The organism is Streptomyces sp. NPDC054847 (genome assembly GCF_053610925.1).
Map to the genome: position 1 here is coordinate 1 of NZ_JBSGZJ010000029.1, position 26,688 is coordinate 26,688.

The following is a 26,688-nucleotide window of genomic DNA, read 5'->3' on the forward strand; positions in this document are numbered from 1 at the left end:
GACCTTGTGGGTCCGGGGCCCGCCCCGTCACGTCAGCCGGCCCGGCAGGGCCGTTACGCGTCCTTCGACAGGTTCGGACCGGTGCCACCGGCCGCCTGCTCGATCGGCGGGACGTCGGGCAGAGCCGACTTCTCCTCGCCGCGGAAGGTGAACTTCTTCTCCTCACCCTCGCCCTCGGTGTCCACGACCACGATGTGACCGGGGCGCAGCTCGCCGAAGAGGATCTTCTCCGACAGGATGTCCTCGATCTCGCGCTGGATCGTCCGGCGCAGCGGCCGGGCGCCCAGGACGGGGTCGTAGCCCTTCTTGGCGAGGAGCGACTTGGCCGTGGCGCTGAGCTCGATGCCCATGTCGCGGTCCTTCAGACGCTCGTCCACCTTGGCGATCATGAGGTCGACGATCTGGATGATGTCTTCCTCGGTGAGCTGGTGGAAGACGACCGTGTCGTCGACACGGTTGAGGAACTCGGGCCGGAAGTGCTGCTTCAGCTCTTCGTTGACCTTGACCTTCATCCGGTCGTAGTTCGACTTGACGTCGCCCTGGGCGGCGAAGCCCAGGTTGAAGCCCTTGGAGATGTCCCGGGTCCCGAGATTGGTCGTCATGATGATGACCGTGTTCTTGAAGTCCACGACGCGGCCCTGGGAGTCGGTCAGACGACCGTCCTCCAGGATCTGCAGAAGGGAATTGAAGATATCGGGGTGGGCCTTCTCGACCTCGTCGAAGAGGACGACGGAGAACGGCTTCCGGCGGACCTTCTCGGTGAGCTGGCCGCCCTCTTCGTAGCCCACGTATCCGGGGGGCGAACCGAAGAGACGGGAAACCGTGTGCTTCTCGCTGAACTCCGACATGTCGAGGGAGATCAGCGCGTCCTCGTCACCGAAGAGGAATTCGGCGAGCGTCTTGGAGAGCTCGGTCTTACCCACACCGGACGGGCCGGCGAAGATGAACGAGCCACCGGGGCGCTTCGGGTCCTTCAGACCGGCTCGCGTACGGCGGATGGCCTGCGAGAGGGCCTTGATGGCGTCCTTCTGCCCGATGACGCGCTTGTGGAGCTCGTCCTCCATGCGCAGCAGACGCGAGGACTCCTCCTCGGTCAGCTTGAAGACCGGGATGCCGGTGGCGGTCGCGAGGACCTCGGCGATCAGCTCGCCGTCGACCTCGGCGACGACGTCCATGTCGCCGGCCTTCCACTCCTTCTCCCGCTTGGCCTTCGCCGCCAGCAGCTGCTTCTCCTTGTCGCGGAGCGAAGCTGCCTTCTCGAAGTCCTGGGAGTCGATCGCGGACTCCTTGTCGCGGCGGACACCGGCGATCTTCTCGTCGAACTCGCGCAGGTCCGGCGGCGCGGTCATCCGGCGGATGCGCATCCGGGAGCCGGCCTCGTCGATCAGGTCGATCGCCTTGTCCGGCAGGAAGCGGTCCGAGATGTACCGGTCGGCCAGGGTGGCGGCCTGGACCAGCGCCTCGTCCGTGATGGAGACCCTGTGGTGGGCCTCGTAACGGTCGCGCAGACCCTTGAGGATCTCGATGGTGTGCGGCAGCGACGGCTCCGCGACCTGGATGGGCTGGAAGCGGCGCTCGAGCGCTGCGTCCTTCTCCAGGTGCTTGCGGTACTCGTCGAGCGTGGTGGCGCCGATGGTCTGCAGCTCGCCTCGCGCCAGCATCGGCTTGAGGATGCTCGCGGCGTCGATCGCGCCCTCGGCGGCGCCCGCACCCACCAGGGTGTGGAGCTCGTCGATGAACAGGATGATGTCGCCGCGGGTGCGGATCTCCTTGAGGACCTTCTTCAGGCGCTCCTCGAAGTCACCGCGGTAGCGGGAGCCGGCGACCAGCGCGCCGAGGTCCAGGGTGTAGAGGTGCTTGTCCTTGAGGGTCTCGGGCACCTCGCCCTTGACGATGGCCTGCGCCAGGCCCTCGACGACCGCCGTCTTACCGACGCCGGGCTCGCCGATGAGGACCGGGTTGTTCTTGGTACGGCGGGACAGCACCTGCATGACCCGCTCGATCTCCTTCTCGCGCCCGATGACCGGGTCGAGCTTGGACTCACGAGCGGCCTGGGTGAGGTTCCGGCCGAACTGGTCGAGGACGAGGGAGGTCGAAGGAGTGCCCTCGGCCGGGCCGCCTGCCGTGGCGGCCTCCTTGCCCTGGTATCCGGAGAGCAGCTGGATGACCTGCTGCCGCACCCGGTTGAGATCGGCGCCCAGCTTCACGAGGACCTGGGCGGCGACGCCCTCGCCCTCGCGGATCAGGCCGAGCAGGATGTGCTCGGTGCCGATGTAGTTGTGGCCCAGCTGAAGAGCCTCGCGGAGCGACAGCTCCAGGACCTTCTTGGCACGGGGCGTGAAGGGGATGTGACCGGACGGGGCCTGCTGGCCCTGGCCGATGATCTCCTCCACCTGCTGGCGGACCGCCTCGAGCGAAATCCCGAGGCTCTCCAGGGCCTTAGCGGCGACACCCTCACCCTCGTGGATAAGGCCCAGGAGGATGTGCTCGGTGCCGATGTAGTTGTGGTTGAGCATCCGGGCTTCTTCCTGAGCCAGGACGACAACCCGCCGCGCGCGGTCGGTGAACCTCTCGAACATCGTTAATCGCTCCTCAGAGCGGTCAGGCAGTAAGGGGTCGGTCCCCTCCCTGTCCTTCCGCAGCTTAGTCCCGCAAGCGGGGACCGCTCATTCCAACTGCCGACACCCGTCTGTGGCCTCCTGACCCCTGAACGCCGACAACTGCTCCAACCCGATGGTGCGAGACGATGTTCCCGCAGGCCAGGCAGTTACCCCCACCGCCACTACGCCGATGGCGAACGTGAGACTGCCCTGCGAGCGTGTCGCCCCTCCCCACTAGGAATGTCTTACCCGCTGCCACCGACAGTCCATGCAGCGTGCACCCCGTCCCTCAGCTACGGGCGAACAACCTTGCGCCGTTCCGTGCGCGTGCGCGCCCCCGACTTCGACACGTTGAGCAATGACTCCGACACACCGCGTAACCATCCTCGTGGCTGCGGAGTTTGCGGAACATGCCCTTCACCGTGCCGTCCCCCCGCGCGCCCTTCGAGGGCGGCGCCGCGCAGTGGTACCGCAGCGAACTCGGCTGGGTGGCGACGGGGGGCAGTCCCGTGCTGCTCACGACGGGGGTGCGGTTCGATGTGCTCGACCTGCCGGCGGACGCCGGAGCGGCGGTGCTCCGCCGGGTCGCCCGCACCGGGCCGGTCGCGCTCATGGGGCAGAGAATGCGGCTGCTGGTCGCTCCGGGAAGCGCGGAGGAGCTGCCGGGGCTGCTCGACTGGCTGGAATGGGGCGGTGTCGATCTGGACCTGACCGCCCTCGGCACGGGCGGAGCGATGACCGCCCCGCCGCCGCCCGGGCGTCCTGGTACCGGTCGGGCCGCCATGTGGCTGCGGCCCCCCGCGCCGGGGCGCGAGGCACAGCTGCCCGCTCTCGCCGGCCTCGGGGGCAGTGGGGATGCCCCCGATCTCGTACGGCTGGTGGACACGGCGGCCACCGAGTGCCACCGCGCCCGGCTGACGCGTACGGCGCGTACGAATACGCGACGGGCGACGAGTCAGCCGTTGGCCTTCTCGTAAGCCTCACGGACCGTCGCGGGGACACGGCCGCGGTCGTTGACCTCGAAGCCGTTCGCCTTCGCCCAGGCGCGGATCTCGGCGGTGTCCTTGTTGCCGCCCGTCGTCGCACGGCCCTTGCCACGCCCGGTCGCCGCACGGCCACCGGTACGCCGGCCGTTCTTCGTGTACGGCTCGAGCAGACCCCGGAGCTTGTCCGCATTGGCGGTGGTGAGGTCGATCTCGTAGGTCTTGCCGTCCAGTGCGAACGTCACCGTCTCGTCCGCCTCGCCGCCGTCGAGGTCGTCGACAAGAAGGACCTGAACCTTCTGTGCCACCGGGATTTCCTTTCATCGAAAATGCAGTACGCGGAAAGGAAACCGCTTTTCCTTGGAAAACACAAACCCTTGACAGAGGTTCAGAACCGCGAGAACGCGGGAAACGTGCGCGATTCGGACATAGGGATCCGGGGCTCTAGTGGCGATCACAGGTGCAGAAGCATCCGACTGTTGCCCAAGGTGTTCGGCTTCACTCGTTCGAGACCCAGGAACTCGGCGACACCCTCGTCATAGGAACGCAGGAGCTCGGCGTAGACATCGGTGTCGACGGGCGTCTGAGTCTCCCCGATCTCGACGAAGCCGTGCTTACCGAAGAAGTCCACTTCGAAGGTGAGGCAGAAAACTCTGCGCACTCCCAGCCTGCGCGCGGTGGCCACCAGCTTCTCGAGAACCTGGTGTCCGATGCCGTGGCCCTTGAAGGCCGGGTCGACGGCGAGAGTGCGCACTTCCGCGAGGTCCTCCCACATGACGTGGAGAGCGCCGCAGCCGACGACCAGGCCGTCCTCGTCGCGTTCGGCGACCCAGAACTCCTGGATGGCTTCGTAAAGAGTCACCGTCGCTTTGTCGAGCAGGATGCCTTCACCGACGTACGGGTCCACGAGTCGGCGCACGTCCGGCACATCGCCGGTCCTCGCGCGCCGGACGGTGAAGGCATTTGCTGCGGCATAAGGCATGGACCCGACGCTATCGCTCCGCTGCTCCGGGGTCCTCGGCGGCCTCGTTGCCCTGAACGAGACGCACGGCGGCTTGCAGCGACTCGCGCTGCTCGGGGGACATCATGCCGAAGAAGGCGACAAGAGCCGCCGCGGGGTTGTCGCTCTTGGACCAGGCTTCGTTCATCAGTGCGGCCGCGTAGGCGGCGCGGGTGGAGACCGCTCTATATCGATAGGCCCGGCCCTCGACTTCCCGGCGGACCCAGCCCTTCTGATGGAGATTGTCCATTACCGTCATGACGGTGGTGTAGGCGATGGACCGTTCCTTCTGGAGGTCTTCCAGGACTTCCCTGACCGTCACCGGCCGGTTCCATTGCCAGATGCGTGTCATGACGGCGTCTTCGAGCTCTCCCAATTGGCGGGGCACACCACCACCATAGTGGGAGATCCGGGATCAACTGCCCTTTGACGTGACAAAAAGGACGCACGGCGGGAATTCCACCGTGCGTCCTCGGCCGTCGGGGACGGCCCTCAGTTGTCGCGTCCGGTCTGCGGACCGGACTCCGTCCGGGCCAGCGCCGCGTCCACGGCGGCGTCCTCCTTGGCCTTGTTCGGACCGCCCTGGCTCTTGACGATCGTCACGACCAGACCAATGAAGAACACGGCCATCACCACGGGAGGCACAAGCGCGGAAACGTAGTCCATGCCGTCCAGGGTAACTAGCCGACGGCCCACTGCTCCGGCGGGGGCACAGGCTTACGGCGCGGCGGGAACACCTCGGAGGGCTTGGGCACGGGGCGCTCGTCCGGCGCGGGCGGCTTCGGCTGAGGCTGCGGTTGCGGCCTGGGTTTCGGCGCGTCGGCGGCACGGCCGCCGGGGAGCGCGAGGAGCCGGGCACGTCGGGGCGCCTGGGCGGGCGCCGGGACGTGGACGACGCGGCCGGCGAGCCGGTCGCGCACCGACTGCTCCGCCAGGCCCTGACAGCGCCGCAGCACGGCCGCGGCGGCCGGATTGCCGCGCAGGGCGCGCAGAGCCGCCAGATCGTCCGGGCGGGGGTCGTAACCGGCGGCGAGGGCGTCCTGGAGGCGCTCCAGGTAGCTGGTGGCCGTGCCGGGCAGGGCGTCGCGGTAGCGGGCGAGGTCGGCGACGAGGAACGCACGCAGCCGGCCTGCCTCGCGGACCGCCTCGTCGACGGAGTCGGCCAGGCGCAGACATTCCCGGACGTCGTCGTCGGCCAAGGGGACGGGGTGAAGGGCGACGGCGAGGGCGCGTCGGAGCACACGCAGCTCGTCCGCACCGAACGCCATGCCGCCACGGGATCCGTATGGCGTGGGCATGTCCCGACAGTACGTCCTAATTGCCCAAAATCCGCTTAACGCCCGCCCGTGGGCGCGGCGTGGCTCAACGCGGTCCGGGGGGGGCCGGGCGCTGCCTGGCCGCACCCCCGGATCACGTCGCCGCGTCCCCGCCCTCCGGTTCAGGCCCGGCGGCGGCGCAGGAGCAGAGCGGCTCCCAGAGCCACGGCCACGGCCGACGCCGTACCGATCAGCACGACCGCGGAGGTACCGGTGGAGGCCAGCTTCCCGTTCGGCGATCCCGCCGCGGCGGAAGGACCGGCGCCGGTCGCCGGCGCGGCCGAGGCGCTCGGGCTCGGGTTCGGGCCCGGCGAGGCGCTCGGCGCCGGAGACGGGCTCGCCGAGGGAGACGCGTCACCGGTCACCTCGAGCCTCACCGGAACGGTGTTGTTCGACAGGTCCGGGTCGTTCACGCCGTCCGGCAGCACCAGCGTCAGAGTGCCCGGCCTGCCCTGCTCGGGCTTGCGGTCGATGTGCACCCGCAGGACGTTGGAGTAGTTGTTCAGCCCGCAGCGGATCGGCTCGTCCGCGGAGCGCCCCGCGTCGCAATAGCCGATTTCCGAAGGATGGCTGCCCGGTTCGGGCGTAGCGAGGGACACCCCTTCGGGGAGGGTCACCACAGCCTGACGCACATACGTGTTGCCGGCGTTGTCGGGCCCCAGGTTGCGGGCGACCGGCAGTTCGACCTCCGCGTAGCTGCCGACCGCACCCTCGAGGGTCACCCCGGAGGCATCGCCCGGTGTATCGCCGTCCCGGAACGACCAGTCGGTCGTCCACTCGCCCTCCGTCACGAACGGCAGTTGGCCGCCCCCCGGGCTCAGCGTCCCGATGTCCACGGGCTTCAGACCGAGCACACGGCCGTTCCCCCTCGGTTCACGACGGTAGTCCGTGTATTCGAGCAGGTTCCCGACCGGACGGACGCTGTAGCCGTAGGCCCCCTTCACGCGGCGCTTCGTCTCGGTGACCGCATCGAAGTCGCCGTCCGTCTCGTACGCCGTGCCCGGCATCAGCGGCCCGGGGAACTCGCAGTGGGCCACGGCCTTTCCGTAGTGGCAGTTGCTGTACCTCTCCCCCGTGAAGTCGAGCGCGTCGCCCACCGCGACTCTCATCACCACGCCGGTCGGCATCTCCACCTGGCCGGCATTGCCGAAGGCAGGGGTGATGGCGGGCAGCGAACCCCGCTCCGATTCCGGCACCGTGTACGGGGCATGGGCCCGGTAGACCGGCTGGTGCTCTCCGATGAACACCCGGGTCGACCTGGTCAGCGTGCCGGCGTTGTCACTGGTGACCGTGACCTTGATCGGTCCGGCCTCGCCGATCTCCGCTCCCGCGACCGCCTTGATCCTGAACGGCGTCACATAGGTGCGCTCGTAGAAGTCCCCCTGTGGACAGGTGACTACATGGTCCTGCCGTGTGCAGCGGTGTCCGAGGCCGGAGAGGGTGACCTTGCCCTTGAGGGCGGACGCGTCGTAGACGGCCACCACGTTCTTCGCGTCGCGCTCCTCGCCGCCTCCCGGCTGCCGCACGGCGAGGATCGTCTGGAAACGGTTGTTGACGTCGGTGCCGTCGGGCCGCGCGAAGTAGGACTCCTGCGCGTCCATTTCGATCAGCGTGACGTCGTTCGCGGCCTGGGCGGCCTGGGCCGGAGCGCCCAGGGCCGTGCCGAACAAGGCCGTCGTCGCCAGAGCCGCCAGCAGGCCGGCCTTGCGTCCGCTCATGTTGTGTCTACCCCCTCCACGGGCGGACCGGTGCACCGCCCGCGGAGCAAGACCCCTGCCGGGCAGGAAGGGTTGTACGTTCACCCGCAGGCCGCCCGGACGTCACCGGGCGGGCCTCACATGCGGGAGACGTTGCGCTCGTACACCAGCCGCAGTCCGATCAGCGTCAGCCACGGCTCGTGCTCGTCGATCGCCGTCGCCTCGCCGAGGATTATCGGGGCGAGACCGCCCGTCGCGATCACCGTCACGTCGTCCGGGTCCTCCGCCAGCTCGCGCTTCATCCGCTGGACGACACCGTCGACCTGGCCGGCGAAGCCGTAGACGATGCCGGACTGCATGGCCTCCACGGTGTTCTTGCCGATCACGCTCCGCGGGCGGGCAAGCTCGATCTTGCGCAGCTGCGCGCCCTTGACGCCGAGCGCCTCGACGGAGATCTCTATGCCCGGAGCGATCACACCGCCGGCGTACTCGCCCCGTGCGCTGACCGCGTCGAACGTCGTCGCCGTACCGAAGTCGACGACGATCGCGGGGCCGCCGTAGAGGTCCACCGCGGCGACCGCGTTGATGATGCGGTCCGCGCCGACCTCCTTCGGGTTGTCCATCAGGATCGGCACGCCGGTCTTGATGCCCGGCTCCACCAGGACCGCCGGGACGTCGCCGTAGTAACGGCGGGTCACCTCGCGGAGCTCGTGCAGCACGGAAGGGACCGTGGAGCAGATCGCGATGCCCTCGATGCCGTCGCCTAGTTCGTCGCCGAGCAGCGGGTGCATGCCCATCAGGCCCTGGAGCAGGACGGCGAGCTCGTCGGCGGTGCGCCGGGAGTCGGTGGAGATGCGCCAGTGCTCGACGATCTCCTCCCCGTCGAAGAGGCCCAGGACGGTGTGGGTGTTGCCGACGTCGATGGTGAGCAGCATCAGCTCTCGACCTCGCGGAGGTCGAGGCCGATGTCGAGGATCGGCGAGGAGTGCGTGAGGGCGCCCACGGCGAGGTAGTCGACGCCGGTCTCGGCGTACGCGCGGGCGTTGTCGAGCGTGAGCCGGCCGGAGGACTCCAGGACCGCGCGGCCCGCGACGACTGTGACGGCCTCCGCCGTCGCGGCCGGGGAGAAGTTGTCGAGCAGGATCAGGTCGGCGCCCGCGTCCAGGACCTCGCGCACCTGGTCGAGGGTGTCCACCTCGACCTCGATCGGGAGGTCCGGGAAGCGGTCCCGCACGGCCTTGAAGGCCGCCGCGACGCCGCCGGCCGCGATCACGTGGTTGTCCTTGACCAGCGCGGCGTCGGACAGCGACATGCGGTGGTTGACGCCGCCGCCGCAGCGCACCGCGTACTTCTCCAGGGCCCGCAGGCCGGGCGTGGTCTTGCGGGTGTCGCGGACCTTCGCCCTGGTGCCCTCGAGGGCGTCGGCCCAGGCGCGGGTGGCCGTGGCGATGCCGGAGAGACGGCACAGGATGTTGAGTGCGCTGCGCTCGCCGGTCAGCAGGTCGCGGGTGCCCGCGGTGACGGAGAGGAGCTTCTGGCCCGCCTCGACGCGGTCGCCGTCCTCGACGTGCCGCTCCACCTCGAACTCGGTGGTGCAGACGATCGACAGGATCGCCTCCGCGACCCGCAGACCGGCGACCGTGCCCGCCTCCCGGGCGGTGAAGTCGCCGGTCGCGACGGCGTCCTGGGGGACGGTCGCGACGCTCGTCACGTCGACGCCGCCGTCCAGGTCCTCCTCGATGGCCAGGTGCGCGATGTCCTCGACCTGGACGGGGTCGAGCCCGGCCTCGGCGAGGAGCGTGGCGAGCGCCGGGTCCAGACCGCACTCGTAGACCTCTTCGGCGCAGCCGCAGTCGTCCCCGCAGCCGCCGCCGGCCGCGGCGCCGATCTGGATCAGCGGTACGTCCACGGGGCTCGGGCGTTCATCGGGCGTGCTCACGGTTACGGCTCCCTGGGTGCGTCGGGGACGGACAAGGTATCGGTGGACGGGAAGGCTGTCCCGTCGGTGTGCCGGACGACGAGCCGGCGGTCCGGCGCGAGCCGTACGACGAGATGGCGGCGCCACTCGGCGTCGTCGCGCTCCGGACGGTCCTCGCGCCAGTGGCAGCCGCGGGTCTCCTCGCGCTCCAGGGCGGCCGCGGTCAGCACGCGGGCCACGCACAGGAGGTTCGAGGTCTCCCACGACTCGACGCCGGGCTCCGCCGTCTTCCCGGAGCCTTCGCGCTCCTGCACGGCGGTCACGTACACCGACTCGAGGGCGGCGGCCGCGGCGGCGAGCGACGCCGCCGAGCGCAGCACGCCCGCGCCGTGGGACATGATCCGCTGGATCTCCGCGCGCTCCTCCGGGGCGATGAGCGGCAGCAGGGAGGGCTCACGCGGCGCGGCGGGCGGGACGGCCGGCCAGGGCCGCCTGGCGGCGATGTCGGCGGCGATGCGCTCCGCGAAGACGAGCCCCTCGAGCAGCGAGTTGGACGCGAGGCGGTTGGCGCCGTGGACACCGGTGCAGGCGACCTCGCCGCAGGCGTAGAGACCGGGGACGGTGGTGCGGCCCTGCAGGTCCGTGCGTACGCCGCCGGACGCGTAGTGGGCGGCGGGAGCGACCGGGATCGGCTCGGTCACCGGGTCGAAGCCATGGGCCCGGCAGGCGGCGAGGATCGTGGGGAAGCGCTGCTCCCACATCTCGGCGCCGAAGTGGCGGGCGTCCAGGAGCATGTGGTCGGCGCCCTGCTCCTGCATGCGGCGCATGATGCCCTTGGCGACGATGTCGCGCGGGGCGAGCTCGGCCAGTTCGTGCTGTCCGACCATGAAGCGGACGCCGTCCGCGTCGACCAGGTGGGCGCCCTCGCCGCGTACCGCCTCGGAGACCAGCGGCTGCTGGCCCTCGCTGTCCCGGCCGAGGAACAGCACCGTCGGGTGGAACTGCACGAACTCGACGTCCGAGACCTCCGCGCCCGCGCGGAGCGCGAGCGCCACACCGTCGCCGGTGGAGACGGCGGGGTTGGTGGTCGCGGAGAAGACCTGGCCCATGCCGCCGGTAGCGAGCACGACCGTCGGGGCGTGGACCGCGCCCACGCCGTCGTGCTGGCCCTCACCCATGACGTGCAGCGTGATGCCCGCCGTCCGCCCGTCCGCGTCGGTGAGCAGGTCGAGGACCAGGGCGTTCTCGATGGTCCGCAGCCCCTGGTCGCGGACCGCGTCGACCAAGGCGCGGGAGATCTCGGCGCCGGTCGCGTCGCCACCGGCGTGCGCGATACGGCGCCGGTGGTGGCCGCCCTCACGGGTCAGCTCGATCTCGCCGGACGCCGGGTCGGTGTCGAAGTGCGCGCCGGTGGCGATCAGCCGGCGCACGGCGTCGGGCCCCTCGGTGACGAGGGCCCGCACCGCCGCCTCGTCACACAGGCCGGCACCCGCCACCAACGTGTCTTCCAGGTGCTGTTCCGGGGTGTCGCCGTCGCCGAGCGCCGCGGCGATACCGCCCTGCGCCCAGCGCGTGGAACCGTCGTCGAGGCGGGCCTTGGTGACGACGACCGTGTCCAGACCGGCCGCCGCGCAGCGCAGTGCCGCCGTGAGCCCGGCGACACCCGAGCCGACCACGACGACATCCGCGTCGATGGCCCACCCCGGGGCGGGGGCGGTCAGCCGTATTCCGGTCACTTGGCGGCTCCGTCGTTCAGGGCGGTCCCGGGATGCGCGGTCCCGAAGTCCAGCGGGATGTTGTCGATGAGGCGGGTCGAGCCGACCTTGGCCGCGACGGCGAGGACCGCCTCGCCCCTGTGGTCGTCGGGCACCTCCTCGAAAGTCGCCGGGTCGACGAGTGCCACATAGTCGAGCGCCAGCGGCGGCTTGGCCTTCGCCGCCTCGTCCAGGACGGTCCGGGCCGCGGCCCGGACGGCGTCGGCGCCGACGGGCGGCCATGCCTGGGCCACCGCGTGCGCGTCCGCCGCCGCGCGGGCCTCGCCGAGCTTGGAGAGCGCGGCGGCGCGGGTGGGCGCGGCCGGCACCGCTTCGGCCCTCGCGTGCAGTGCCTGCTGGGCGGCGAGCCGGTCGGCCGCCGCGAACAGGGCGCGGGAGAGGGCCAGGGCGGTGTGTCGCTCGCCGGCGGACAGGTAGCGGTTGCGGCTGGAGAGGGCGAGGCCGTCGTCCTCGCGGACGGTGGGCACGCCGACGATCTCGACCGGGAAGTTCAGGTCGCGCACCATCCGGCGGATCAGGGCCAGCTGCTGGGCGTCCTTCTGCCCGAACAACGCCACATCCGGGCCGGTGAGATGCAGCAGCTTGGCGACGACGGTGAGCATGCCGTCGAAGTGGCCGGGGCGGGTCCGGCCTTCGAGACGCTCCCCCATGGGGCCTGCCGTGATGCGGACCTGCGGCTGCCCACCCGGGTAGACCTCGTCGACGGACGGGGCGAACACCACGTCGGCGCCCGCCTCTTCGGCGGTCCGGAGGTCGGCGTCGAGGGTGCGGGGGTAACGGTCGAGGTCCTCGCCCGCGCCGAACTGGAGGGGGTTGACGAAGACCGTGACGATGACGAAGCCCTTGGGGCCGACGCGCTCACGGGCGGTACGGATCAGGGAGGCGTGTCCCTGATGGAGGGCGCCCATGGTCATCACGACGGCGGTGCGGCCGGGGACGGCGTGGTGCTCCACCACGTACCGCAGGTCCTCCCTCGTCGGTACGAGCTCGAAGGCGCGGCTCATCGCAGGTCCCCCTCGGCCAGCACGCCCAGCAGGTCCTCCGCGAGCTCCGGCTTGAGCATGCCGTGCGCGAGGGCGCGATCGGCGGTCGTACGGGCCATCGCCAGATAGCCGGCGACGGCGGCGGGAGCGTGTTTGCGCAGCTCGGCGACGTGCGCGGCGACGGTGCCCGCGTCGCCCCTGGCGACCGGCCCGGTCAGGGCGGCGTCACCGGAACGCAGGGCGTTGTCCAGCGCGGCGCCGAGAAGGGGGCCGAGCATCCGGTCGGGGGCGCCGACGCCCGCGGCGCGCAGCAGCTCCATCGACTGGGCGACCAGCGTGACGAGGTGGTTCGCGCCGAGTGCGAGGGCCGCGTGGTAGAGCGGGCGGTTCTGCTCCTCGATCCACTCGGGCTCGCCGCCCATCTCGATGACCAGCGCCTCCGCGGCCAGCCGCAGCTCCTCGGGCGCGGTCACGCCGAACGAGCAGCCGGCCAGCCGCTGCACGTCGACCGCCGTGCCGGTGAAGGTCATCGCGGGGTGCAGGGCCAGCGGCAGCGCCCCGGCCCGCAGCGCGGGCTCGAGCACCTTGGTGCCGTACCGGCCGGAGGTGTGCACGAGCAGCTGCCCGGGCCGTACGGCACCGGTCTCGACGAGACCCTCCACCAGGCCGGGGAGCGCGTCGTCGGGCACGGTCAGCAGTACCAGCTCCGCGCGGGCCAGCACGTCCGCGGGCGTCACCAGCGGGACGTCGGGGAGCATGGCGGCGGCACGGCGGACGGAGGCGTCGGAGACTCCCGACGCGGCGACCGGCCGGTGACCGGCGAGTTGCAGGGACGCGGCGAGCGCGGGCCCTACCCGGCCCGCTCCGACCACGCCGACGGTCAGCCGGGCGGGGCGGTCCCGCGGGTCGAGCGGTTCCTGTGGTGCTGTGGGATTCACGCGGCGGTGCCTTCCGTTCCAGTCCGCACGGGTACCGGACGATTTCTCGTCCACGATGCTACGCCAGCGTTTCCGGCACCCCGCAGTTGTCCACAGGCTGTGGGCGATGATCGGACCGTGACGGACACGAACGGAACGAACGAGTACGGCAAGCAGGCGGAGCCGGACGACCGGGACCACCGGACAGAACCGGATGTCCCGGACGCCGCGGACGGACCGAGCGGGCAGGACGGGCACGACGGGCGGGACACCCCGGACGCCGCGGACGCCTTGGACGCCTTGGACGAGCAGGACGCCCCGGACGAGCGGCGCCGCCGCCTCGCCGCATGGCGCGCGTCGGACCGTGTGCTGTCGCGCGTCTCCGCCGACCGGCGGATCGGCGAACGCCTCATGGCCCTGGCGGAGGCCGCGGGCGAGGTGCACGACCTGGACGACTGGACCGACGTGTACGGGAACGGGGTCGTCGCGGAGCTGGAGCGGCGTACGGCCTCGCTGCTCGGTTTCCCGGCCGCCGCGTTCTTCCCGACCGGCACGATGGCGCAGCAGGTGGCACTGCGCTGCTGGGCGGCGCGCACCGGGAACGCGACGGTCGCGCTGCACCCCCAGGCACATCCGGAGGTGCACGAACGCTCCGCCTTCTCCGTGGTGAGCGGGCTGCGCACGGTCCACCCCACGACGGAGCCCCGGCTGCCGACGGCCGACGAGGTGCGCGAGTGCGACGAGCCCTTCGGCGCACTGATGCTCGAACTGCCGCTGAGGGACGCCGGCTTCGTGCTGCCCACCTGGGAGGATCTGGTGGCCGTCGTGGAGGCGGCGCGGGAACGTGATGCGGTGGTGCACTTCGACGGCGCGCGCCTGTGGGAATGCGCCCCGCACTTCGGCCGCCCGCTCGACGAGATCGCGTCCCTGGCGGACAGCGTGTACGTGTCGTTCTACAAGTCCCTGGACGGCATGTCCGGGGCGGTGCTCGCCGGTCCGGCGCCGCTGATCGACGAGGCACGGGCCTGGCGGCACCGGTACGGGGGCCAGCTGTTCCAGCAGTACCCGGCAGCCCTGTCGGCGCTGCTGGGCCTCGAACGGGAGCTGCCCCGGCTGCCGTCGTACGTGGCCCACGCGAAGGTCGTCGCCGCGGCGCTCACGGACGCGCTGCGCGAGCCGGCCGTCCCCTGGGCGCGGATCCACCCGCCCGTTCCGCACACGCACCAGTTCCAGGTCTGGCTGCCGTACGACAAGGACGTGCTGAACGAGGCGGCGCTGACGCAGGCGGAGGAGACCGGCGTGACGCTCTTCCGCCGCTGGTTCTCCGAAGGCTGCCTGCCGGGCGTCTCGGTCACCGAGGTGACCGTCGCGTCCGAAGGCCTCGAGTGGACACCGCAGGACGTGGCAGAGGCGGCCTCGGAGTTCGCACGCCGCCTCCGGTAGCCGGCACCCACCTCCGCACCACCGCCCGGCGGGTGCGCGTCATGACCACCGGGCGGGCGCGCCGCGTGATCCCGGCGGACGCGCGTGACGACCGCCCGGGGCGGGCCGACCGGCTGGCCGCCGGTGGCCGGTGGCCGGTGGCCGACGAGACGCCCGGCAGGCATCGGCGGGTTGGCGCAGGCCCGCCGGTCATCGGCAGGGGGCCGGCACGGGCCCGGCGGGCATTGGTCCAGGCCCGCCAGGCCCGTGAGGCGTCCATGGGCCGTCGGCAGGACACCCGGCTGGGATTCGGTGGCGGCCAGCGCGGGGGCGGGCACCCGGCTGGCGGTCAGCCCGGCGGGGCGCCGGCCGAGGCCGGCGGGCGGGTGTCAGCAGGGCGAACGGTGGGCGTCGGCGGGCCGGGGGACGGCGCGGCGGGACGCGGGCACCGCGCGGAGACGGCGGTGGCCGCGTGTCTCGCGGAGCGTCCGCAGGTCGTGGTCGCCGGGGTGCGGCGGCGGCGCGGTGTCGGTCCGCGCGGCCCGGTACAGGTCGAGCATGTACTGCTGGATCGCGTTCATGGCTTCACGCTGCTCCCGTCGTCCGGCCCCCGTCGCGTCGATTGACGAGCCACGTCAAACGTGGCCGCGCCCGCCCCGGGACCCCGCACCATGGAGTCGTGAGCGTGACCATCGACATCACGGGGCTGGCCCCCGAGCGCATCGTCTTCGACATCTCCCCACTCGCCGAGCTGGGCGTGGCCCTCCACGCGCTCTCCGAGCCCGCGCACCACCCCGGGCTGCACGGCTGGGCCACGGCGACGGCCGCCGGGCTCAAGCCGGACCTCGCGGACCGGCTGCACGAGGCCGACTTCCTGTGGCGTTCGACGTTCTCGGACATCTTCCTGCCCTTCGCCGGGCTGCCGGTGGAGCCCGGACGCATCGGGGCGAGCCTCAAGGAGGAGCTGGACCTGCTCGACCGGCTCGACGACGAGCGGTTCGTGTCGTCGGCGCTCGAGTTCACCTGCGCCAGCACGTACTCGACCGGCGCCCCGTCCCCGCTCGTCGACGCCTCACGCCGGGCGCACGCGCTCGATCTGGCGGCCAACCGAGGGCCCCGCCAACTGGACTTCACCCGGCGGCTGCTGGCCGACCCGGCGTCCGTACGCGCCTGGCTGCGGCGGCTGTTCGAGGACTGCGACGACGCCTTCTTCGCGGACACCTGGGGACGCGTCTCGACGCAGCTCGCCGCCGACGCCCGCCACAAGACCGAGCTGATGCGACGCAAGGGCCTTGCGGAGGCGCTGCGCGCCGTCTCCCCGGCGCTGTCGCTCGACGAGGGCGGCACCGTGATCAGCGCCGACAAGCTCGCGGACGGGCGGACGACCGCCACCGACCCGGCCTTCGGCGCCGGGCTCACCCTGCTGCCGTCCAGCTTCGGCTGGCCGCACCTGATGGTGGTGCACGCGCCCGGCTGGCAGCCGGTGATCCAGTACCCGATCGGGGCGCCCGAACTGCCGGGCGCCGCCTCCGTGGAGCTGCTGAAACTCCGCATGGACGCGCTCGCCCATCCGATGCGGATGCGGCTGTCCCGCAACCTCGGCAGGGCCGCGTACACGACCAGCGAGCTCGCGGACTCCCTCGGCATCAGCGCACCCGAGGTCTCCCGCCATCTGGCCGTTCTGAAGAAGGCCAAGCTGATCTCCACCCGCAGGCGCGGCCGTTACGTGCTCCACCAGCTGGACGTGACGGCCGTAGCCCGGCTCGGCAGCGATTTCCTCGAGACGGTGCTGCGCTGACCGCGGGGCCGGCGCGCAGTCCGACGGCGCGTGGAGCCGTCGGCGGGCCGACCGGTCAGGCCGTCCCGCCGCCGGCCCGGACCAGCCCGGTCTCGTAGGCGAGCACCACCACCTGCACGCGGTCACGGAGGCCGAGCTTGGTCAGGATGCGGCCGACGTGCGTCTTGACGGTGGCCTCCGAGAGCACGAGGCGGCCGGCGATCTCCCCGTTGGAGAGGCCCTGGGCGACGAGCATCATCACTTCCCGCTCCCGCTCCGTCAGCCTGGCCAGCTCCTTCTGCCGCGGCTCCGGGCCGGCGCTCGGCAGCATCGGGGAGAAACGGTCCAGGAGCCGCCGCGTCGTCGACGGCGCCACGACCGCGTCACCGCTGTGCACGGAACGGATCGCGCCGAGCAGTTCGCCGGGCGGCACGTCCTTGAGCATGAAACCGCTGGCGCCGGCCTTCAGACCCGAGAAGGCGTACTCGTCGAGGTCGAAGGTGGTCAGGATCAGCACCTTGGGGGCGTCCGGCTCCGCGCAGATGCGCCGCGTCGCCTCCACCCCGTCGAGCCTCGGCATGCGTACGTCCATCAGCACGACGTCGACAGCGGTGGACCGCAGGTTCTCGATCGCCTCCGCGCCGTCCCCGGCCTCCGCGACGACCTCCATGTCCGGCTGGGCGGCGAGCACCATGCGGAAGCCGGTGCGCAGCAGCACCTGGTCGTCGACGAGCATCACGCGGATGGACATGTGGGTTCCGTCCCTCGGTTCTGTGGGCACTAGTGGGCGGGCTTGAGCGGCAGCAGCGCACTGATACGGAAGCCTCCGCCGGGCCGGGGTCCGGCGTCCAGGGTGCCGCCGACCATGCCGACGCGCTCCCGCATGCCGATGAGGCCGTGGCCGCGGCCGTCCGCGCCCCCGTCCTCGTACAGCTCGTGCGAGGCGCCGCGGCCGTCGTCCTCGACGAGCAGCCCGAGCCCGTCGTCGAAGTAGACGAGCCGCACGCTGGCGCCGGCGTCCGGGCCGCCGTGCTTACGGGTGTTGGTGAGTGCTTCCTGCACGATCCGGTAGGCGGTGAGCTCGACACCGCTGGGCAGCGTGCGCGGCGTCCCCTCGACCTTGAAGTCAACGGTCAGACCGGCCCGGCGGACGTGTTCGACCAGTTCCTCGATCTGCTTCACATCGGGCTGGGGAACGTACTCGCCGCTCTCCGGCCCGTCGCCGGTGCGCAGCACGCCGAGCAGCCGGCGCATCTCCGCGAGCGCCTGGCGGCCGGTGCTCGAGATGGTCTCGAGGGCCTGCTTGGCCTGGTCGGGCGCGGCGTCCATGACGTAGGCGGCGCCGTCGGCCTGCACGACCATCACGGACACGTTGTGGGCGACGACGTCGTGGAGCTCGCGGGCGATCCTGGCGCGCTCGGCCGCCACCGCGACCTTGGCCTGCGCCTCGCGTTCCTTCTCCAGGCGGGTGGCGCGCTCCTCGAGCTGGTCGAAGTAGGCGCGCCGGGTGCGTATGGAGTCGCCGAGCACCCAGGCCAGGACGAACGGCAGGCTCATGACGACGGTGATGAAGATCCGTTCGGAGACCGCGGACGCCTCCTCCGGCCAGCGGATCTGCGCCAGCGACGCCGCTGACAGACCGCCGGTCAGGGCCAGCCGCGAGGCCCACCGGGGCGAGCCGACCGCCGCGACGGTGTAGATGATGACCATCATCGCGAAGTCCGCGGGATTGACGCCGACGTCGAACACGAGCTGCGCGACGCCCGCCAGCGCGGCGAGGACCAGCATGTGTTCGGGCATCCGCCGGCGCATCGCCACGACCAGGCTCAGTGCCGTGACGATGACGGCGGCCGCGATGGTGCGGCCGGCGCCGTCCGGCACCTCGACCACCCACAGCATGGCGAATCCGAAGAGCGCGACGGCCCAGAAGGTGTCGACGCCCGTCGGGTGTCTGCGGATGAAGTCGTAGAGGCGCTGCACGTAACCCAGAGTAGGGAAGGCAGATAGGTGCAGGGGTCAACCGGAGGGGCGATCCGGGGAGCGGAGGCGTACTCCGCAAGGTGGAGACTGGTGCCCGTGACGTATGAGACCGGCGATTGGCGCGGCTGGCGGGAGGCGGCGGAGACCGCGCTCTACGGGCCTCGGGGGTTCTACCGGCGGCCGGAGGGTCCGGCGGGCCATTTCCGTACCTCCGTCCACGCGTCCGGGTTGTTCGCCGCCGCGGTGGCACGGCTGCTGACCTCGACGGCCGGGTCGTTGGGCCTCGCCGAGCCGGCGCTGATCGACGTGGGGGCGGGCCGCGGCGAACTGCTGACCGGGGTCCTCGCCGCGCTGCCGCCCGGCCTGCCGGTTCGCGCGTACGCGGTCGAGCGGGCGGACCGGCCAGCGGACCTCGACCCGCGGATCGAGTGGACCGCGGAGATCCCCGAGGGTCTGAACGGGCTGCTGTTCGCGAACGAGTGGCTCGACAACGTTCCCGTGGACGTGGCGGAGGTGGACGCGGACGGGGCGGTCCGCCGTGTGCTGGTCCGCGACGACGGCGACGAGCGGCTCGGTGACGAGGTCACCGGGGCGGACGCCGACTGGCTCGCCCGCTGGTGGCCGCTCGGCGAACCGGGAACGCGTGCGGAGATCGGCCGGCCCCGGGACGAGGCGTGGGCGGCTGCGGCAGGCTCCCTGGCATCGGGGCTCGCGGTCGCCGTGGACTACGCGCACACGGCAGGGGCCCGGCCGCCGTTCGGCACGCTGACCGGCTTCCGCGACGGCCGCGAGGTGCGCCCCGTGCCGGACGGAAGCTGTGACATCACGGCCCATGTGGCGCTGGACGCGTGCGCCGCGCCGGGGAGCGCCGAGCTGGTCGGCCAGCGGGAGGCGCTGCGGAGGCTGGGCGTGAACGGGGAGCGGCCGCCGCTCGCCCTCGCGTCGTCGGACCCCGCGGGCTATGTGCGTGCCCTGTCCCGGGCCGGGGAGGCGGCGGAGCTGACCGCGAAGGGCGGTCTCGGCGACTTCACCTGGCTCATGCAGAGGGTGGGGCGGCCTCTGAGAGACTGGTCGGCATGACGGAGACGACGGTCGGCATCGGCGGTGCGGCGGAGAACACCGACATGGTGCTCAACATCGGGCCCCAGCACCCTTCCACGCACGGCGTGCTGCGTCTTCGTCTGGTGCTCGACGGCGAGCGCATCCGGGAGGCCGAGCCGATCGTCGGCTATATGCACCGCGGTGCGGAGAAGCTCTTCGAGGCCCGCGACTACCGGCAGATCGTGGTGCTCGCCAACCGGCACGACTGGCTGTCCGCGTTCTCCAACGAGCTCGGTGTCGTCATGGCCGTGGAGCGGATGCTCGGCATGGAGGTCCCGGAGCGCGCGGTGTGGTCCCGTACGCTCCTCGCCGAGCTGAACCGGGTCCTCAACCACCTGATGTTCCTCGGCTCCTACCCCTTGGAGCTGGGCGGCATCACGCCGGTGTTCTACGCGTTCCGCGAGCGTGAAGAGCTGCAGACCGTGATGGAGGAGATCTCCGGCGGCAGGATGCACTACATGTTCAACCGGGTCGGCGGTCTCAAGGAGGACCTGCCCGCCGGCTGGCTCGGCCGCGCCCGGCACGCGGTCGCGGACGTCCGCTCCCGCATGGACGTGTACGACCGCCTCGTCCTCGGCAACGAGATCTTCCGCGGGCGGACGCGTGACGTGGGAGTGCTCTCCGCGGACGCCGTCCACGCTTTCGGCGTCAGCGGTCCGATCGCCCGCGCCTCCGGTGTGGACTTCGACCTGCGCCGGGACGAGCCCTACCTCGCCTACCCCGAACTGCAGGACACCCTCCGGGTGGTGACCCGGCAGGAGGGCGACTGCCTGGCCCGCTTCGAGGTGCTCCTCGAGCAGACGCACAACGCCCTGGACCTGGCGGACGCCTGCCTCGACCGGATCGCCGAACTGCCGCCGGGGCCGATCAACCAGCGGCTGCCGAAGGTCCTCAAGGCACCCGAGGGCCACACGTACGCCTGGACCGAGAACCCGCTCGGCATCAACGGCTACTACCTGGTCTCGAAGGGCGAGAAGACGCCCTACCGGCTCAAGCTCCGGTCGGCGTCCTACAACAACATCCAGGCGCTCACGGTGCTGCTGCCCGGGACGCTGGTCGCCGACATGGTCGCCATCCTCGGGTCGCTGTTCTTCGTCGTCGGCGACATCGACAAGTAGCGTCCGCCGCTTCAGGAGACGGCGTTGCGCAGTCCGGCGACGTCCAGCTGCTCCGTCTCGTCGTGCGCGGTCAGGTCGATGACCTTGCCGACCGCGCGGGGCCCGCTGACGCGCTGGGCGGCGAGGGCCTCTTCGCCCACGACGTCCGCCAGGTCCTCGTGCTGGACCGCTTCGATCGCCTTCTGCGTGCCCGGCGCCTCGATGGCCCTCAGGGCGGCGGCGCTCTCGACGGCCTTGACGCCTTCGACGGCCGTGGCACCGGACCCGGCCTCGCCGCCGCCCGTGACGCCGTTCGCCGCGCCGCCCGTGCCGAAGAAGTCGAAGCCGCCCTCAGGGCGCTTCACGCGGGAGCGCTGCTGACCGTACGGGACGATCGCGGCGGCGGCAGGAACGGTCCGGCGGGCGGGGAGGGCGGACGACGGGCGTACGTCCTGCTCGGCCCCGGCGCCCGCCGCGTGCTTCCCCCGCGGCTCGTCCGCCTCACGGGAACGCTCCGCGAGGTCCCGTCGGCGCGCTTCCTCGACCGTGTGTCTCGCCTCCTGCGCCGCGGCGTTGCGCGACAGGTCCTCCAGCGCCTTGGCCGCACGCAGAAACGTCGAGGGCGTCGGCGTGGAACCCGCGGGCAGCAGCGCCTTCGCCGGTGCCGCCGCCTCGATCGCGAGCTGCCTGCGGCCCTCGAGGGCGCTTGCCCGCTCCGTCTCCGCGTTCGCGTACCGCCGCAGCAGTGCCGCGTGCTCGCCGCGCAGCGCGGCGAGTTCGACCCGCTTGGCGCGCAGCTTCGCGTCGAGCTTCAGCCGCAGCTCGCGGGACTCCTCGACGTCCGTCTCGAGCTCCGCTATGCGTTCCTCGAACTTCCACTGGTCACTGGCCCGGCCGCGCGTCAGCTCCGCGACCCTGCGCCCGGCCCCGCGGTCCCAGTTGCGCATGAGGACCGCACCGGTGACGGCGGCGGCCGCCGCGGCGGCGACCAGCACACGGAGCGCCACGGTTTCGCCGACGAACCACGCGCCGGCGGCGCACAGGACCGACGCTCCGGCGACCGCCGAGGGGGGCAGCAGCTTGTGCAGGGGCGGGGAATGACGGTGGCGTCCTCGTGGCATGGCCCGAAATTTACCGTGCGTAGGCACTGAATGGGGCATCGGCCCGGCAAATCTCTGGGAGAGAATGCCGGGCCCGGCGACCGCTACTTCCGCAGCAGTCCCTCCGACTCCAGATAGGCCTTCGCGACGTCCGCGGGCTTCGCGCGTTCCGAGTCCACCTTGCGGTTCAACTCGGCGAGATCCTCGGTGGTCAGGGCCTTGGTCAGGCCGGCGAGGACATCGGCGATCTCCGCGCTGCCGGCGTCCTTCGCATTGACGACCGGAAGAATGTTGTCCGCGTTCTGGAGCTTCTTGTCGTCCTCCAGGACCACCAGGCCGTAGCTCTCGAGCGTGCCGTCGGTGGTGTAGGTGAGCACCATGTCGTCCTCACCGTCCTTGACGGCCTGCTTGGCCTGCGGGGTCCCGACGCCCTTCGGGTCGATGCCCGCGACGTCGATGCCGTAGGTCTTCTTAAGACCCGGCGCGCAGAAGGGCCGCACCTCGCACTCGTCGCCCGCCGCGATCTCCACCGGTCGCTTCGACCTGCCGAGATCACTGAGCGTCTTCAGTTTGTTCTTCTCGGCGAATTCCTTCGTGACGGCGAAGGCGTTCTGGTCGACGGCTTCCCCGACGGGCAGCACCTTCAGTCCGAGCGGCTCCGCGAGCTTCGTGAGCTCCTCAACGGTCGCGGTGACATCACCCGACGCGACGGGCTTCTCCTCCGGCGCCTTGGGCCCGTTGACCTTCGCGTTGAGGAATTCGGCGAGGGTCGCCGCGTATTCCGGTACGACGTCGATCTCGCCCTTCTCCAGGGACGGTTCGTACAACTCGCGGTTCTTGACGGTGGTGATCGACGTCTTGTAGCCGGCGTCGCCGAGCAGCTGTGCGTACAGCTCGGCGAGGACCTTCGACTCGGTGAAGGCAGCGGCCCCGACGACCAGGGTGCCCTTCTTGCCCGAGCCGGTCCCCGGTGACGTGCCTGCGTTCTCCTGCTCAAGGGACTCACCGCCGCACGCGGCGAGGGAGCCTGTCAGGGCCACCACACCGAGTACCGCACCGGCGATGCGAGAGGTCTTGCTCATCAAGGTTCTCCGTCCACAGCGACTTGGGAAGCGAATCGGCGGTACGCGCAGTCGGCGCGTGCCGTCAGGCGGACGACGGCACGGTCCTGCGCAAGGGACTCAGCAGCCGGTCGGCGGCCACCAGAACCCCTTCCACGACAAGGGCCAGCAACGCCGCGAGCAGCGCCCCCGCGACAACCTGCGGGGTGTTGTACGTGTTGAACCCGGCGGTGATGATGCGGCCGAGGCCGCCCTGGCCGACCATCGAGGCGATCGTGGCCGTCGCCACCACCTGGACGGCGGCCGACCTCAGCCCGGTCATCAGCAGCGGATACGCGAGGGGCAGCTCGACCCGCAGGAAGACCTGCCAGCCCGACATGCCCATCCCCCGCGCGGCCTCCACCACGGCCCGGTCGACCTCCCGCATGCCCACGTACGCGTTGGTCAGCAGCGGCGGCACGGCGAACAGCACCAGGGCGATGATGGTCGGCACATAGCCGGCGCTGCGCAGCGGCGTGAGCATGAACAGAGCGAGGACCGCGAAGACCGGCACCGCCCGGCCCGCGTTGGAGATATTGACCGCGAGTGCGCCGCCCTTGCCGATGTGCCCGAGCCACAGTGCGACGGGCAGCGCGATCGCGCAGGCGAGGAGGAGCGCGACACCGCTGACGTAGACATGCTCGCCGAGCCGGTGCCAGGCGCCGCCCTCCCCGGACCAGTTGGCGCCGGTGGTGAGCCACGTCCACGCACCCGAGACCACACTCATCGGACCTTCGCCTCCGCCGTCCGTACCCGGGTCCACGGGGTGAGCAGCCGCTGCAGGCCGAGGAGCAGCAGATCGGCGACCGCCGCCAGCAGCACGCACAACACGGACGCGGTGAGCACCTGGGCCTTGAACGTGGTCTGCACGCCGTCGTCGATCAGATTGCCGAGACCGCCCTTGCCGACGAGCGCGCCCACCGTCGTCAGCGCGATCGTCGACACGGTCGCGATGCGGATGCCCGCCATCAAGGCCGGCAGCGCCAGCGGCAGTTCCACCTCCCACAGCAGGCGCGCGGGGCCGTAGCCCATGCCGCGGGCGGCCTCACGCGCCTCGGCCGGGACCGCTTCCAGCCCGGCCATGATGTTCCGCACGAGGATGGTGAGGGAGTAGAGCACGAGCCCGGTCACCACCAGGGCGGCCGACAGCCCGAAGAACGGCAGCAGCAGCGAGAACATGGCCAGCGAGGGGATCGTGTAGAGCAGGGTGGTGAGCCCCAGCACGGGCCCGGCGAACCGCGGCCTCGCACGGGCCAGCAGCGCCAGCGGGAAGGCGACCGCCAGCCCGATCAGTACCGACGCGACGGTGATCCAGACGTGCTGGACCGTCGCTTCGGTCAACTCCTGGCCCCGGGAGCGGATGTACTCGCCGCAGATCCAGTCGTTCGCCGCGAGACAGCTCCCCGCCGCCTGCTCCGTGCCCGCCCACCCCGTACTCATCCACTCCCACCTCCCCCGCAACCGCCGAACGTATGTCTGGCGACCATAACCCTGGGGACCGACAATGCCCCGGGCCGCCACAGTGCAGCAACACGGCTTTCACACAGCACCCGTCACAATGGGGAGTCATGATCCGGTTCGAGCACGTCACCAAGCGGTACCCGGACGGCACGACGGCCGTCGACGATCTCTCCTTCGAGGTCGCGGAGGGTGAACTGGTCACGCTCGTCGGACCGTCCGGCTGCGGCAAGACCACCACCATGAAGATGGTCAACCGCCTCATCGAACCGAGCAGCGGGCAGATCTTCGTGGACGGCCGGGACATCGCCGGCACGGACCCGGTCGAACTGCGCCGCCGTATCGGCTATGTGATCCAGCAGGTCGGCCTGTTCCCGCACCGGACGGTCCTGGAGAACACCGCGACCGTCCCCCGCCTCCTCGGCGCCAAGCGGTCCGCCGGCCGGGCGCGCGCCGCTGAACTCCTCGAGCTGGTGGGCCTCGACCCGTCCGTGTACGGCGACCGCTACCCGGAACAGCTGTCGGGCGGCCAGCGCCAGCGCGTCGGCGTGGCCAGGGCACTGGCCGCCGACCCGCCCGTGCTGCTGATGGACGAGCCCTTCGGCGCGGTCGACCCCGTCGTGCGCGAGCATCTGCAGAACGAGTTCCTGAAGCTCCAGGCCCAGGTGCGCAAGACGGTCCTGTTCGTCACCCACGACATCGAGGAGGCCGTGCGCCTCGGGGACCGCATCGCGGTCTACGGGCAGGGCCGCATCGAGCAGTTCGACGCCCCGGCGGCCGTCCTCGGCGCCCCCGCCACCCCGTACGTGGCCGAGTTCGTCGGCGCGGACCGCGGGCTCAAGCGGCTGTCCGTCACCCCCATCGAGCCCGCGGACCTGGAGCAGCCGCCGCTCGTCCACCTCGACGATCCGCTCCCCCGCGACCTCGGCGCCCGCTGGGCCGTCGTCCTGGACGGCGAGGAGAACCTGCACGGCTGGATCTCCGAGGAACGGGCCCTGCAGAGCGGTTCGGTGCGCGACCATGCCCGCCGTATGGAGGCCTGGCTGCCGGTGGGCGCCTCGCTCAAGCAGGCGTTCTCCACGATGCTCCAGCACGACGCGGGCTGGATCGCGGTGATCGACGAGGAGGAGACCGGGCGGTTCCTCGGTGTCCTCACCCCGGCCCGGCTGCACGAGGCGCTGCGGCGCTCGATCGACGCGGACGCCCAGGACATCGCCCGCGCGGAGGTGGCCCTGGAGTCCATCGCGACCGTCCCGCCGGCGGGCCCCGTCACGAAGGACTGAGCCGGCCGGCCAGCCACTGAAGGGCCGGCGGGATCTCGCGCCGCCAGGTGTTGAAGTTGTGCCCGCCGCTGTCGAGGACGATCGACGACACCCGCGCCGGCGCCTTCACCTTCTTGACGAAGGCGCGCGTTGCCGCCAGATTGCCTTCGCCCTGCCGGGAAGTGGTGACCAGGAACGACGAACGGCCCTGCGGCAGATGGTCAAGGCTCCACAGCAGGTCGGCCCGCTTGCGCTCCCGGTCGTCGCCGTGGAACAGGTCACCGGTCGTCGGGTCCTCGGCCGCCTTGTAGTACGCCGAGAGCCCGACACCCGCCGAGAACCGCTCCGGATGGTGCAGCGCGATCTTCAAAGCGCAGTAGCCGCCCGTGGAGTTGCCCATGAAGCCCCAGTTGCGCGCGTGGGTCCCCACCCGGTACGTCTCGGAGACGGCCCTCGGCAGGTCCTCGGCGAAGAACGTCTCAGTCTTCGGTCCCCCGGGCACGTCCACGCACTCGGTGTCCCGCGGCGGCGCCACCGTCGGCCGCAGCATCACCAGGATCATCGGCTGCATCCGTCCGTTCTTGGCCTGCTCGTACGCGGTCCTCGGGTACTTGAGTCCCTTGAGCAGGTTCTCCGCGGTGCCCGGGTACCCGGTCAGCACGACGGCGGCCGGAAAGGTCCGCTCCCGGTGCTCCGCATGGAAGTACTCCGGCGGCAGATAGACGTACGCGGGGCTGTCGATCCCCGACTTCGCGCCCGACACGACCACCTTGTGTATCTGGCCGCTGGTCTCCGGGCGGGACGCGCCCGTCACGCCGGGTCTCTGCTTCTCGACGACCCTCAGGTGGGTGCCCTGCGAATGGTCCACGACCACGCCCATGTCCTGCTGCTGCCCGAAGAGGTCGGCCCACGAGCCGTAGAACAGGAAGGAGTTGTTGGCCGCGAGCCCGACCGCGGCGAACAGCGACAGTTGCGTGGCGAGCAGCAGACCGACACGCCCCGCCACGGCCCGCGGCCCGCGGCCCGCCAGCCGCGGCCACAGCCATACCGTGGCGGCGAACAGCAGCACGGCCGCCGCGACGGCCAAGGCCAGGACTTTGTTACTGGTCAGACCCATGAGTCGGGTGTGCCTTCCGTATCGACGAATTCCCGTTGCGGATGAACCCGCCTCCCCGAAGTCCCGTCCTAGAGGGCGCAAATCG

26 protein-coding genes are annotated in these 26,688 nt (G+C 71.3%); 6 read left to right on the forward strand and 20 right to left on the reverse strand.

What is annotated here, in order from left to right; translation table 11 throughout:
• Positions 1-53: 53 nt before the first annotated feature.
• Positions 54-2,579 carry an AAA family ATPase gene (locus tag ACWGH4_RS05870; protein WP_441263672.1) on the reverse strand — a complete coding sequence of 842 codons (2,526 nt, stop codon included), beginning with the start codon at positions 2,577-2,579 and terminating at the stop codon, positions 54-56.
• A 431-nt stretch (positions 2,580-3,010) separates the two neighbouring features.
• On the opposite strand from ACWGH4_RS05870, the gene ACWGH4_RS05875 reads away from it, so the two are divergent.
• Positions 3,011-3,577, forward strand: coding sequence for an SCO3374 family protein (locus ACWGH4_RS05875; protein ID WP_453456109.1), 567 nt, complete (start codon positions 3,011-3,013; stop codon positions 3,575-3,577).
• Here the strand turns inward: ACWGH4_RS05875 and ACWGH4_RS05880 are convergent.
• From ACWGH4_RS05880 to ACWGH4_RS05930, 11 genes are all read right to left on the reverse strand, one after another.
• Positions 3,556-3,891 carry a histone-like nucleoid-structuring protein Lsr2 gene (locus ACWGH4_RS05880; RefSeq protein WP_005314111.1) on the reverse strand — a complete coding sequence of 112 codons (336 nt, stop codon included), beginning with the start codon at positions 3,889-3,891 and terminating at the stop codon, positions 3,556-3,558. The genes ACWGH4_RS05875 and ACWGH4_RS05880 overlap by 22 nt on opposite strands.
• A gap of 146 nt (positions 3,892-4,037) precedes the next feature.
• Positions 4,038-4,565 carry an amino-acid N-acetyltransferase gene (locus ACWGH4_RS05885; RefSeq protein ID WP_005314113.1) on the reverse strand — a complete coding sequence of 176 codons (528 nt, stop codon included), beginning with the start codon at positions 4,563-4,565 and terminating at the stop codon, positions 4,038-4,040.
• Positions 4,566-4,575: 10 nt separating this feature from the next.
• A complete protein-coding gene (locus ACWGH4_RS05890) occupies positions 4,576-4,971 on the reverse strand; it encodes a BlaI/MecI/CopY family transcriptional regulator (protein ID WP_005314115.1) in 396 nt (131 codons plus the stop codon).
• Positions 4,972-5,075: 104 nt separating this feature from the next.
• Positions 5,076-5,249 carry a hypothetical protein gene (locus ACWGH4_RS05895; RefSeq protein ID WP_189470355.1) on the reverse strand — a complete coding sequence of 58 codons (174 nt, stop codon included), beginning with the start codon at positions 5,247-5,249 and terminating at the stop codon, positions 5,076-5,078.
• A 14-nt stretch (positions 5,250-5,263) separates the two neighbouring features.
• Positions 5,264-5,851 carry a hypothetical protein gene (locus ACWGH4_RS05900; protein WP_441263719.1) on the reverse strand — a complete coding sequence of 196 codons (588 nt, stop codon included), beginning with the start codon at positions 5,849-5,851 and terminating at the stop codon, positions 5,264-5,266.
• Between the two features lie 170 nt (positions 5,852-6,021).
• Complete coding sequence (locus ACWGH4_RS05905) at positions 6,022-7,617, reverse strand: hypothetical protein (RefSeq protein WP_453456114.1); 1,596 nt, start codon at positions 7,615-7,617, stop codon at positions 6,022-6,024.
• A gap of 116 nt (positions 7,618-7,733) precedes the next feature.
• On the reverse strand, positions 7,734-8,531 hold the full coding sequence (locus tag ACWGH4_RS05910; protein ID WP_453456117.1) for a type III pantothenate kinase: 798 nt from the start codon (positions 8,529-8,531) through the stop codon (positions 7,734-7,736).
• A complete protein-coding gene (nadC, locus tag ACWGH4_RS05915) occupies positions 8,531-9,535 on the reverse strand; it encodes a carboxylating nicotinate-nucleotide diphosphorylase (RefSeq protein WP_453456120.1) in 1,005 nt (334 codons plus the stop codon). The genes ACWGH4_RS05910 and nadC overlap by 1 nt, the downstream gene beginning before the upstream one ends.
• A gap of 2 nt (positions 9,536-9,537) precedes the next feature.
• Positions 9,538-11,250 (reverse strand): L-aspartate oxidase, encoded by a 1,713-nt coding sequence (locus tag ACWGH4_RS05920; protein WP_453456123.1) that lies wholly within the window; start codon positions 11,248-11,250, stop codon positions 9,538-9,540.
• The gene (gene panC, locus ACWGH4_RS05925) at positions 11,247-12,293 is read right to left on the reverse strand and encodes a pantoate--beta-alanine ligase (protein ID WP_441263666.1); all 1,047 of its coding nucleotides are present in this window, start codon (positions 12,291-12,293) and stop codon (positions 11,247-11,249) included. Before panC ends, ACWGH4_RS05920 begins: the two co-directional genes overlap by 4 nt.
• The gene (locus tag ACWGH4_RS05930) at positions 12,290-13,210 is read right to left on the reverse strand and encodes a Rossmann-like and DUF2520 domain-containing protein (protein ID WP_159689047.1); all 921 of its coding nucleotides are present in this window, start codon (positions 13,208-13,210) and stop codon (positions 12,290-12,292) included. The genes panC and ACWGH4_RS05930 overlap by 4 nt, the downstream gene beginning before the upstream one ends.
• Before the next feature lie 279 nt (positions 13,211-13,489).
• On the opposite strand from ACWGH4_RS05930, the gene ACWGH4_RS05935 reads away from it, so the two are divergent.
• Positions 13,490-14,632: a threonine aldolase family protein gene (locus ACWGH4_RS05935; protein WP_453456161.1), complete on the forward strand. Its 1,143-nt coding sequence runs from the start codon at positions 13,490-13,492 to the stop codon at positions 14,630-14,632.
• A 368-nt stretch (positions 14,633-15,000) separates the two neighbouring features.
• Here the strand turns inward: ACWGH4_RS05935 and ACWGH4_RS05940 are convergent, their stop codons facing one another.
• Positions 15,001-15,192: a hypothetical protein gene (locus tag ACWGH4_RS05940; protein WP_453456128.1), complete on the reverse strand. Its 192-nt coding sequence runs from the start codon at positions 15,190-15,192 to the stop codon at positions 15,001-15,003.
• A gap of 104 nt (positions 15,193-15,296) precedes the next feature.
• Between ACWGH4_RS05940 and ACWGH4_RS05945 the strand changes: the two genes are divergently transcribed.
• Positions 15,297-16,409, forward strand: a complete 1,113-nt coding sequence (locus ACWGH4_RS05945; RefSeq protein ID WP_453456164.1) for a DUF5937 family protein — start codon at positions 15,297-15,299, stop codon at positions 16,407-16,409.
• Positions 16,410-16,464: 55 nt separating this feature from the next.
• Here ACWGH4_RS05945 and ACWGH4_RS05950 read toward each other — a convergent pair whose 3' ends face one another.
• Together ACWGH4_RS05950 and ACWGH4_RS05955 are read right to left on the reverse strand one after the other, a co-directional pair.
• Positions 16,465-17,139 (reverse strand): response regulator, encoded by a 675-nt coding sequence (locus tag ACWGH4_RS05950; protein WP_441263664.1) that lies wholly within the window; start codon positions 17,137-17,139, stop codon positions 16,465-16,467.
• Between the two features lie 29 nt (positions 17,140-17,168).
• A complete protein-coding gene (locus ACWGH4_RS05955; RefSeq protein WP_441263663.1) occupies positions 17,169-18,368 on the reverse strand; it encodes a DUF7134 domain-containing protein in 1,200 nt (399 codons plus the stop codon).
• An 87-nt stretch (positions 18,369-18,455) separates the two neighbouring features.
• On the opposite strand from ACWGH4_RS05955, the gene ACWGH4_RS05960 reads away from it, so the two are divergent.
• Positions 18,456-19,448, forward strand: a complete 993-nt coding sequence (locus ACWGH4_RS05960) for an SAM-dependent methyltransferase (RefSeq protein WP_453456167.1) — start codon at positions 18,456-18,458, stop codon at positions 19,446-19,448.
• Positions 19,445-20,587, forward strand: a complete 1,143-nt coding sequence (locus tag ACWGH4_RS05965) for an NADH-quinone oxidoreductase subunit D-related protein (RefSeq protein WP_441263662.1) — start codon at positions 19,445-19,447, stop codon at positions 20,585-20,587. Before ACWGH4_RS05960 ends, ACWGH4_RS05965 begins: the two co-directional genes overlap by 4 nt.
• An 11-nt stretch (positions 20,588-20,598) precedes the next feature.
• Here the strand turns inward: ACWGH4_RS05965 and ACWGH4_RS05970 are convergent, their stop codons facing one another.
• The 4 genes from ACWGH4_RS05970 to ACWGH4_RS05985 form a co-directional block, all read right to left on the reverse strand.
• Positions 20,599-21,687 carry a hypothetical protein gene (locus ACWGH4_RS05970; protein WP_453456133.1) on the reverse strand — a complete coding sequence of 363 codons (1,089 nt, stop codon included), beginning with the start codon at positions 21,685-21,687 and terminating at the stop codon, positions 20,599-20,601.
• Positions 21,688-21,770: 83 nt separating this feature from the next.
• A complete protein-coding gene (locus tag ACWGH4_RS05975) occupies positions 21,771-22,748 on the reverse strand; it encodes a glycine betaine ABC transporter substrate-binding protein (RefSeq protein WP_453456136.1) in 978 nt (325 codons plus the stop codon).
• A 64-nt stretch (positions 22,749-22,812) separates the two neighbouring features.
• A complete protein-coding gene (locus ACWGH4_RS05980; protein WP_453456139.1) occupies positions 22,813-23,493 on the reverse strand; it encodes an ABC transporter permease in 681 nt (226 codons plus the stop codon).
• Positions 23,490-24,206 carry an ABC transporter permease subunit gene (locus ACWGH4_RS05985; RefSeq protein WP_441263658.1) on the reverse strand — a complete coding sequence of 239 codons (717 nt, stop codon included), beginning with the start codon at positions 24,204-24,206 and terminating at the stop codon, positions 23,490-23,492. Before ACWGH4_RS05985 ends, ACWGH4_RS05980 begins: the two co-directional genes overlap by 4 nt.
• Before the next feature lie 128 nt (positions 24,207-24,334).
• On the opposite strand from ACWGH4_RS05985, the gene ACWGH4_RS05990 reads away from it, so the two are divergent.
• Positions 24,335-25,507 carry an ABC transporter ATP-binding protein gene (locus tag ACWGH4_RS05990; protein ID WP_453456143.1) on the forward strand — a complete coding sequence of 391 codons (1,173 nt, stop codon included), beginning with the start codon at positions 24,335-24,337 and terminating at the stop codon, positions 25,505-25,507.
• Here ACWGH4_RS05990 and ACWGH4_RS05995 read toward each other — a convergent pair.
• On the reverse strand, positions 25,494-26,603 hold the full coding sequence (locus ACWGH4_RS05995) for an alpha/beta hydrolase (protein WP_453456146.1): 1,110 nt from the start codon (positions 26,601-26,603) through the stop codon (positions 25,494-25,496). The genes ACWGH4_RS05990 and ACWGH4_RS05995 overlap by 14 nt on opposite strands.
• Positions 26,604-26,688: the final 85 nt, after the last annotated feature.